Origin of the sequence: Kribbella catacumbae DSM 19601, from assembly GCF_000372465.1 — a bacterium.
Classification (GTDB): domain Bacteria; phylum Actinomycetota; class Actinomycetes; order Propionibacteriales; family Kribbellaceae; genus Kribbella; species Kribbella catacumbae.
The window spans coordinates 39,955-47,123 of record NZ_AQUZ01000065.1 but is presented as its reverse complement, the minus strand read 5'-3'; the positions used below and the strand labels follow the sequence as shown (position 1 = coordinate 47,123).

Here is a 7,169-nt window from a genome sequence, read left to right as displayed (position 1 = left end):
CGACCTCGACCTGCGCCCGATCTACCACCGCCTCGAAGACCGGGTCCGCGCCCACGTGCTCATCGTCATGCTCGCCGCCTACCTGACCTGGCACCTGCGCCGATCCCTGGCCCCGCTGACATTCACCGACGAAGATCGACCCACACCCACCGACCCCGTCGCCCCCGCACAACGCTCCGACGCCGCGACCCGCAAGGCCTCCCGCCGAAAAGACCACACCGGCCAACCCGTCAGGTCGTTCCGTGCACTGCTCGACCACCTGGCCACCCTGACCCGCAACGACATCCAATACGGCCCCGACGGACCCGTCGTACCCACCCTGGCCATCCCCACCAACACCCAACGCCGCGCCTTCGAACTCCTCAACACCGTCATCCCGCTGACCCTGAAGTAGACAGAACCCCCACCCGCACAAACCACGAACCCCCTGCTCAGCAGGGGGTTCGCCATGTCACAGCAGACGTAACTTCGGGCTAGCCAGGCCACGCTCAGCGGCCGGCCGCAACAACCGAATTCGACCACTATGTCCTGTCGATCGGGACGCCAGAAGCCGGCAAGCCCGGCCGCCGGACCTTCCCGAACTGGCAAACAGATCCCTCGAAGCTGCCTGGAGCCCGAAACTCAGGGCTGGCTAGAGCCCGAGGTCGCGCAGGAACTCCGGCTTGTAGGCCTGCAGTACGACGTACCGCGGGTCCGGCGTCTCGACACCCTCATAGCTCGGCTCCGGCGCTCCGGCCTCGTCCTCCGGAGTGCTCGGATCGACCCACTCCTGCTGGGCGTGACTCCACCGGGTAAGCGTGTAGGTAGCGCTCAGCTCATCCGCCGAGATGACCTCCCGCACAGTCCTCTCAGCCTCACGAGCATCCGCCTCGGTGTTCGCATAGATCAGCATCCGCGACCCGTCCCGCGTAACAGTCACCTGACCCCCGAGCCGCTTCCGCGCGTCGTCATCCACATCAAGAGCCCGCAACCGCTCCCAGAACGACAACCCATGCTTAGCGTCATCCAACTCAACCTCAACGCGGTACTCATCAGACATAGCCACACCCTACCGACGGCAGACCCGAAATCCCCGCATCATCAACTAGGCGGCCACCCACAGCACTTCTTGTACTTGATCCCAGATCCACACCAACACCCCTGATTACGCCCCGGCGGCCATTCGACCGTCGTGCCCCCGTCGTACCGGTTGACGATGGCCGGGAGATCGTCGAGATGCCTGGCGTCGCGGGCGAGACCTGCGAGCCGCTTCCAGTCGGCCATGCTCATCCGGGTCGCGCCCGCCCGCCCTCCGCCGCGGGCTTGAAGTACGGCCTTGATTTCGAGGTAGTAGGCGTCGGGCCGCTCCGGGAATGTATGACGTCCCCATGTCTGGCTCAGCGCCGCTAGCGCTCCGCGATCCCAGAAGCGAAGTTGCCCGTCGACCGCCTGGACCTCCGTTGTGAGCCTGAGCAGTTCCCAACACTTGACTCGGCTTTCGGAGTCGCCGATCCCGCTGTGCAGATCGACATCGGAGAGAGGGATGCCAAGTTCCCATTTCAGCCTGCGGCGAGCGGCCACCAGCTGAAGGTAGCGGCGGGCTCGTGCGGGGTTTCGGAGCTCCTCGGCTGTGATGGTTTCGATCGCCAGCAGATACAGGCAGAGTGCCATTGCCGGCTTATGGTCCTCCACCATGTCAACTGCGCGCAGCCACCGAGCGCTGAAGTGTCCAGCTGACAGCACGGCGCCCAGCTCTGTATAGGCCTCATCATCCTCATGCTCATCGAACAGATGCTCGGCATAGTCGAGATGAGCCTGGTCGGCGTCCTCACCACCCTCAGCGATGAGTTGCTCCCAGATCTCGACAGCATGGTCAGGCTGTCCGCAGTAGACGTAGTCCTGGGCGCTCTCCAGCAGGTCCTCCGATCGATCGACAGTCATGGCGGACAGGCAGGCGCGGAGCTCGTCCGCTGTGGAGTCCTTCATGCCAGAGAAAATATGGACTTCGGCTCGTTCGGCCGTGGGCTTCTTTGAAGCTGTGGACAACCCGCCTCGATCGCGCACAGTAACATCTGAGACCGAAGAATCCCGGGAAATCGATAACCTATACTTCTGAGTCATGGAGCTGAGGCATCTCGAGCACTTCGTCGCCGTCGCCGAACAGAAGCACTTCACCCGCGCCGCGGAGGCGATGTCGATCTCCCAGTCCGGCCTCTCCGCCTCGATCCGCGCCCTAGAGCGCGAGCTCCACGCCTCCCTCTTCGTCCGCAACACCCGCAGCGTCGAACTAACCGAGGCAGGCCGAGCCCTCCTCTGCGAAGGCCGCCGCACCCTAGCCGCCGCCGAAGCAGCCAAGGACGCGGTCGCCGCAGTACAGGGCCTCCTCCGCGGCCACCTGTCGGTCGGCCTGGAACAGTGCCTCGGCGTAGTCGACGTACCGGCGCTCCTGGCCAAGTTCCGCTCGTCCTACCCAGGCGTCGAAATCGAGGTACGCCAGGGCGGCTCCACCCCCATGCTCGACGAACTAGCCTCCGGCCGCCTCGACCTCGCCTTCGTAGCCACAGCCGGCCACCCCATCGACGGCCTGGATCTCCGTCCGCTTTCGAAGGAATCGATGGTCATGGTCTGTTCCGCCGAACACCGTCTGGCTGCGGCCAATTCAGTCTCGCTCCCTGACCTGGCAGGCGAGGCCTTCGTGGACTTCGATCCCACCTGGGGCGCCCGAGCCATCTCCGACCAGGCCTTCGCGACGGCCGGCGTTGCCCACCCCGTCACCATCGAGGTCAATGACGTCCACACCCTCCTGGCCCTCGTCAGCCACAACCTGGGCGTCGCCCTGGTCCCCGAACGCATTGCCGCCAAGCGAGGCGACCACGTCACCGTCCCCCTAGCCCCACAGTCGGCAGACCCGTGGCAGGTCTCAGTAGCCATCCCGACCGGCTCCGCAGCCTCCCTAGCCGCCGACGCCCTGATTGGCCTACTTCCCACCAGCGCCGGCTCCAACGGTCAAGTCCATCCTGAGCCCAACCGGAACGCCGTGACTCGCGCTTAAGCTGCAACAACGGCTCCGCCTGTACGCCGTACCGCCGGTGGCGCAGTTTGCTCAGGGCGGGCGTTGGATAGCCTTGCTCGCATGGCGCGCAAACCCAATCCGCATCTGTCTTCGGCCGAGCAGGAACTGTTGAAGCAGCTCGGGCCCGGCCTGAACGCGAACGAACTCGGCAAGCTGATTCCGCAGCTTCTTGGCGCACAACTGGGTTCGTTCGGGATGCCCGGGTCGGATCCGTTCGGCCGGACGCCACCACCGTCGAGTCGGCGAGCCCGCCGTAAGAAGGTGACCACCTACCAGGTGCGTGTCGATCTCGCGGAGACAAGCCCGCCGGTTTGGCGGCGATTGGAGCTCGCCTCCGACCTGTTCCTGGATGAGGTCCACGTAATTCTCCAGACCGCGTTCGGCTGGACTGACAGCCACCTCCACGAGTTCGCCTCGGGCAAGGACTACTATCACCGCTCCGCCGAGCACTACCTCTGTCCGTTCCAAGTGGACGAGGGTGCGATCGGCATACCGGAACAGGATGTACGCCTCGACGAGGTCCTCGCGAAGTCGGGAGACAAACTCTTCTACCTGTACGACTTCGGCGACGACTGGATGCACGTCATCAAGCTCGAGGCCGAGCAGCCTCGGGACGATTCCGCTCCCAAAGCTGTCTGCATCGACGGCCGCCGTCCTGGCCCGAGCGAGGACTGTGGCGGGGTAGGTGGCTATGAGTTGATTTCCGCCGCACTCGATACACGCCATCCTGAGCATGCGGAGGCGTTCCACGAATATGCCGACCGGTACGGCGAGGACGCCGACCCCGGGGATTACGCTCCCACCCCGTTCGACCTGGAGTGGATCAACGAGAACCTGGCAGATCCCAGAAACCGCCGACCGGAGCTCCTCGAACCGCTCGGGCTCCCCGGGCCGCTCGGCGAGCTCACGGACGCGATTCGCTTCAAAGCCGAGAGAGACCTGTTCCAGAAGCTGATCGAAGACGCGGACCTGGACGCCGACATCGACATCGACGCCGACACCGCGACCCGGATGGTCTCGCCGTACAGCTGGCTGCTGGATCGTGTCGGGGACGACGGCATCAAGTTGACCGGGGCCGGCTACTTGCCGCCCGTCCACGTGGAAGCTGCGATGGCCGACCTCGGACTGGGCGAAGAATGGATCGGCAAGGGCAATCGCGAGATCCAAACCATGCCTGTATTGCACCTGCGAGAATCAGCACAGGCGATGGGTTTGCTGCGCAAGCACCGCGGAACACTCGTACTCACCAAGCGCGGAAGTGCCGTCCGCAATGATCCGCTCGCACTGTGGTGGCATCTCGCCGAACAGATGCCACCAAAGTCCAGGGACGCCTGCGAAACCCAAGCCGGCCTCATCCTCCTGGCCACTCTCGCCGCACGATCCACCGACAATGCGAGCAGGACGATTGCGGACGTCCTCGCGGCGATCGGCTGGATGGGCATGGACGGAACACCAATGACACCATCGATGGCCAGCCAGGCGACCTGGGACACCAGTACCGTCCTGCATCGCCTCGGTGCCTACATCGATGAGCCAGGCATCCACCGCAGGTCCGGCAAACCCACATCGCAAGGCGTCACGTTCGCCAGGGCCGCCCTTCGCGCCCGGCGCGGCCTGGCGTAGGCCGACGTACCGGCGTACCAGTCGCAGCCTCTGAGACCCGACTCGTCCTGCCGCTAACGCGGCGGCGTTTTGACGTAGTCACGGTACTGCGGGAACGATGGTGCTGTGGACAGCGAGGAACTGAGGTCGCACGTGCATGCCCTGCGAGCGGCCGGCAGCACACCCAAACAGATCGCCCGCACGTTGGGCATCCCACGATCCAAGGCCGTAGAGCTGGTACACAGCGGCGCGGGTCCACGGATGGAACGCGCCATGACCACCGTCGAGAAGCGACTCGTCGGTTGCTGGATCACCCGGCAGTGGAGCAACGGACTGTCCATCGAGAACAGACCGCCGGACTGGATCGACGACGACGATCTGCCTCCTCAGGCCATGGGCGCCGGTCTTCCCAGCGTTGCAGTCGTGCGCGAGCACAGCGACGACGAGGTCAGCGTCTGCGGATACCTGGTGGACACCTACTGCCAGGGTGTCAAGAACGCGATTCCCCCACACATGATGGACCGACGCGATCTCACCGGATATCTCGCCCACTTCTTCAGTGCGTACGACAGGGAGCCGCTACCAGCCCCGATCGAACTCGCCCAGAACGTGGTGCTCGGCGCTGTCGAGTATGCCCAAGGCCTGGGCTTCGACCCTGATCCGGATTTCTATCTCGCCAAACCTCACCTCGGCGCATGGCAGCCGCCCAGCCAGATCCGATTCGGACTGCGCGGTAAGCCGTACTTCCAGCAAGGGCCCTACGACAACCCCACCCGCGTGATGCGCACCCTCGACAGGTCGGTAGGACCGGGCAACTACGGCTTCTTCACCGAAGTCAGTATCGACTGAGAGCCGTAGCGACCTCGTCACCTCAGGGCCGCTCGCGGCCAAGCTGATCGAGCTCGGCGCGGTATCGCTCGCGGTCGAAGTCCTTTTGGCCCATCAAGCTGGCGTGTACGTGCCTCATGACCACCTCTCCGATGGCGTGCAGGATGTCGTGCCTGTCGTGGCCGAGGTCACGAAGTCTGCGCGCTGTGTGCCACGTCTCGGGCGGGTCGTTGTCCCAAAGTTGGTTCGCGACGATCTCGTGCATCACCAGGTGCAGCCGCGGATTTACACCATCGATCTCACCCTCGAAGCCGGGGTCGGCGAGTGCGTCGTGGTACTCGGGATGTTCACCTTGGATGAGGATGGCGCGTTCGTCCGGATCGTTCGGATCCAGTTGCGGGAAGTCCTCGTCACCAATACGGGTACCGAAGTACGGCATCGCGAACATCCGCCGCTCGATCGCGTCCTGCAGGTCGTCGATGCTGTCGGCCTCGGGGAGGCCGGCCAGCAGCGCGCGTCCGACCGGCACTTTCTCGTCGTAGGTTCCGTCGAACTGTTCGGCGCACGTTCGGGCGACTTGGCGGACTTCGTCGAGCGCAGCTGGCGACAGACCCTGCCGGGATCCCGCCCAGCCGATCCACGCCTGCATCACCCGCGGCATCAATGCCCGGTCCTCGGGCTCCAGGACTGCCTTCTTCGGAAGCCAGCCCAGTAGGAAGATCTCGATCTTGGCAGGGCTGACCCGCAGCACCTTCCCACCGTCGTAATCGGCGCCATAGTCCACGATCAGCCGTGCGCAATACTCGAGGCCGTCGCCGGACGGAAGGTCAGCTGCTTCTGGTGAGGCGACGAACTCCCGTATGACCTGCTCGCGTGCTGCGTCGCCGACCTCGGCCGGCTTTGCGGGTGGCGACTCGGGAAGCGCCCGCAGCCGGGCCAATGCCAGGGCCCGCAGCGCTGTAAAGTCTTCTGAGACCTCTGGCTGCCAGGTCTGATCAGTGGCGGCAAAGGCATCCTCGAGGAGCCGCCGGGCCTCGACCTGGCCGATCTCGTCGAAGGTTCCACCGCCATCAGCCGCCATCTCGCGCATCAGGGTGACTACCTCTTCGACGTCCTCGGCGAGGAAGATGTCCTTCGCCCAGCCGCCGAGATGGTTGAAGTCCACCAGGACCGATAGCCCATGTGTTTGACCGGCCCGCTCGAAGACACAGAGCACAGTGGCCGAGTCGCCGTACGCATCCCGCAGTACCCAGCAGCCTTTGGCTCGCAGCTGATCAGTCATCGCGGACCAGGCCGGCTCCGGTGCGCCCTGCAAGACCAGGTCGTCGACGGTATCGAGCGCTTGCGCGGTCAGCTCCGGTGTGGGAGCGATCAACACGGTAGCGCGAGCCAGCGCGACCGCACCGGCCGTACCCGGCCTCCTGCGTGCCTCCTCGAGCATGGCTCCCAGGGGTTCGAGGTCGTTTTCACCGAACTCACCCGCCTTCCACCCATGGCCGCAAAACATCGAGACCAGCAGTTCCGCCTCGACTGGATCCGCCTCGTCGGCCGTCCGGCCGAACTGCTCGAATACCTGCCGCATCACGCTTTCCTGGTCCGGCACCGCATGGAGCCGCCCCCGTGACTGGTTCTTGCTCGGCTTCTTGTTCGTCTTCTTGCGACCGCGGCTCTTCGGCATGGTCCAACT

At 64.8% G+C, this 7,169-nt stretch carries 6 protein-coding genes and 1 pseudogene; 4 read left to right on the top strand and 3 right to left on the bottom strand.

The window, feature by feature from the left end:
• A pseudogene (locus tag A3ES_RS0139410) lies at positions 1-394 on the top strand (IS1634 family transposase); the annotation flags it as partial.
• A gap of 237 nt (positions 395-631) precedes the next feature.
• On the opposite strand, the gene A3ES_RS0139405 reads toward A3ES_RS0139410, so the two are convergent.
• On the bottom strand, positions 632-1,039 hold the full coding sequence (locus tag A3ES_RS0139405) for a hypothetical protein (protein ID WP_026163614.1): 408 nt from the start codon (positions 1,037-1,039) through the stop codon (positions 632-634).
• A 41-nt stretch (positions 1,040-1,080) separates the two neighbouring features.
• Positions 1,081-1,965, bottom strand: a complete 885-nt coding sequence (locus A3ES_RS0139400; protein ID WP_020392350.1) for an SEC-C metal-binding domain-containing protein — start codon at positions 1,963-1,965, stop codon at positions 1,081-1,083.
• A gap of 133 nt (positions 1,966-2,098) precedes the next feature.
• On the opposite strand from A3ES_RS0139400, the gene A3ES_RS0139395 reads away from it, so the two are divergent.
• The 3 genes from A3ES_RS0139395 (at position 2,099) to A3ES_RS0139385 (ending at position 5,503) form a co-directional block, all read left to right on the top strand.
• Positions 2,099-3,031 carry a LysR family transcriptional regulator gene (locus tag A3ES_RS0139395; protein ID WP_020392349.1) on the top strand — a complete coding sequence of 311 codons (933 nt, stop codon included), beginning with the start codon at positions 2,099-2,101 and terminating at the stop codon, positions 3,029-3,031.
• An 81-nt stretch (positions 3,032-3,112) separates the two neighbouring features.
• Entirely contained in the window at positions 3,113-4,675 is a 1,563-nt protein-coding gene (locus A3ES_RS50045) for a plasmid pRiA4b ORF-3 family protein (RefSeq protein WP_020392348.1), read from the top strand.
• 105 nt (positions 4,676-4,780) lie between these two features.
• The gene (locus A3ES_RS0139385) at positions 4,781-5,503 is read left to right on the top strand and encodes a helix-turn-helix domain-containing protein (RefSeq protein WP_020392347.1); all 723 of its coding nucleotides are present in this window, start codon (positions 4,781-4,783) and stop codon (positions 5,501-5,503) included.
• Positions 5,504-5,525: 22 nt separating this feature from the next.
• Here A3ES_RS0139385 and A3ES_RS0139380 read toward each other — a convergent pair whose 3' ends face one another.
• The gene (locus A3ES_RS0139380; protein ID WP_020392346.1) at positions 5,526-7,160 is read right to left on the bottom strand and encodes a DUF1841 family protein; all 1,635 of its coding nucleotides are present in this window, start codon (positions 7,158-7,160) and stop codon (positions 5,526-5,528) included.
• Positions 7,161-7,169 lie beyond the last annotated feature (9 nt).

Bases quoted from the DNA above. Each gene is read 5' to 3' on its own strand.
- A3ES_RS50045 (WP_020392348.1), top strand. From the start codon at position 3,113: ATGGCGCGCAAACCCAATCCGCATCTGTCTTCGGCCGAGCAGGAACTG.
- A3ES_RS0139400 (WP_020392350.1), bottom strand. From the start codon at position 1,965: ATGAAGGACTCCACAGCGGACGAGCTCCGCGCCTGCCTGTCCGCCATG.
- A3ES_RS0139405 (WP_026163614.1), bottom strand. From the start codon at position 1,039: ATGTCTGATGAGTACCGCGTTGAGGTTGAGTTGGATGACGCTAAGCAT.
- A3ES_RS0139395 (WP_020392349.1), top strand. From the start codon at position 2,099: ATGGAGCTGAGGCATCTCGAGCACTTCGTCGCCGTCGCCGAACAGAAG.
- A3ES_RS0139380 (WP_020392346.1), bottom strand. From the start codon at position 7,160: ATGCCGAAGAGCCGCGGTCGCAAGAAGACGAACAAGAAGCCGAGCAAG.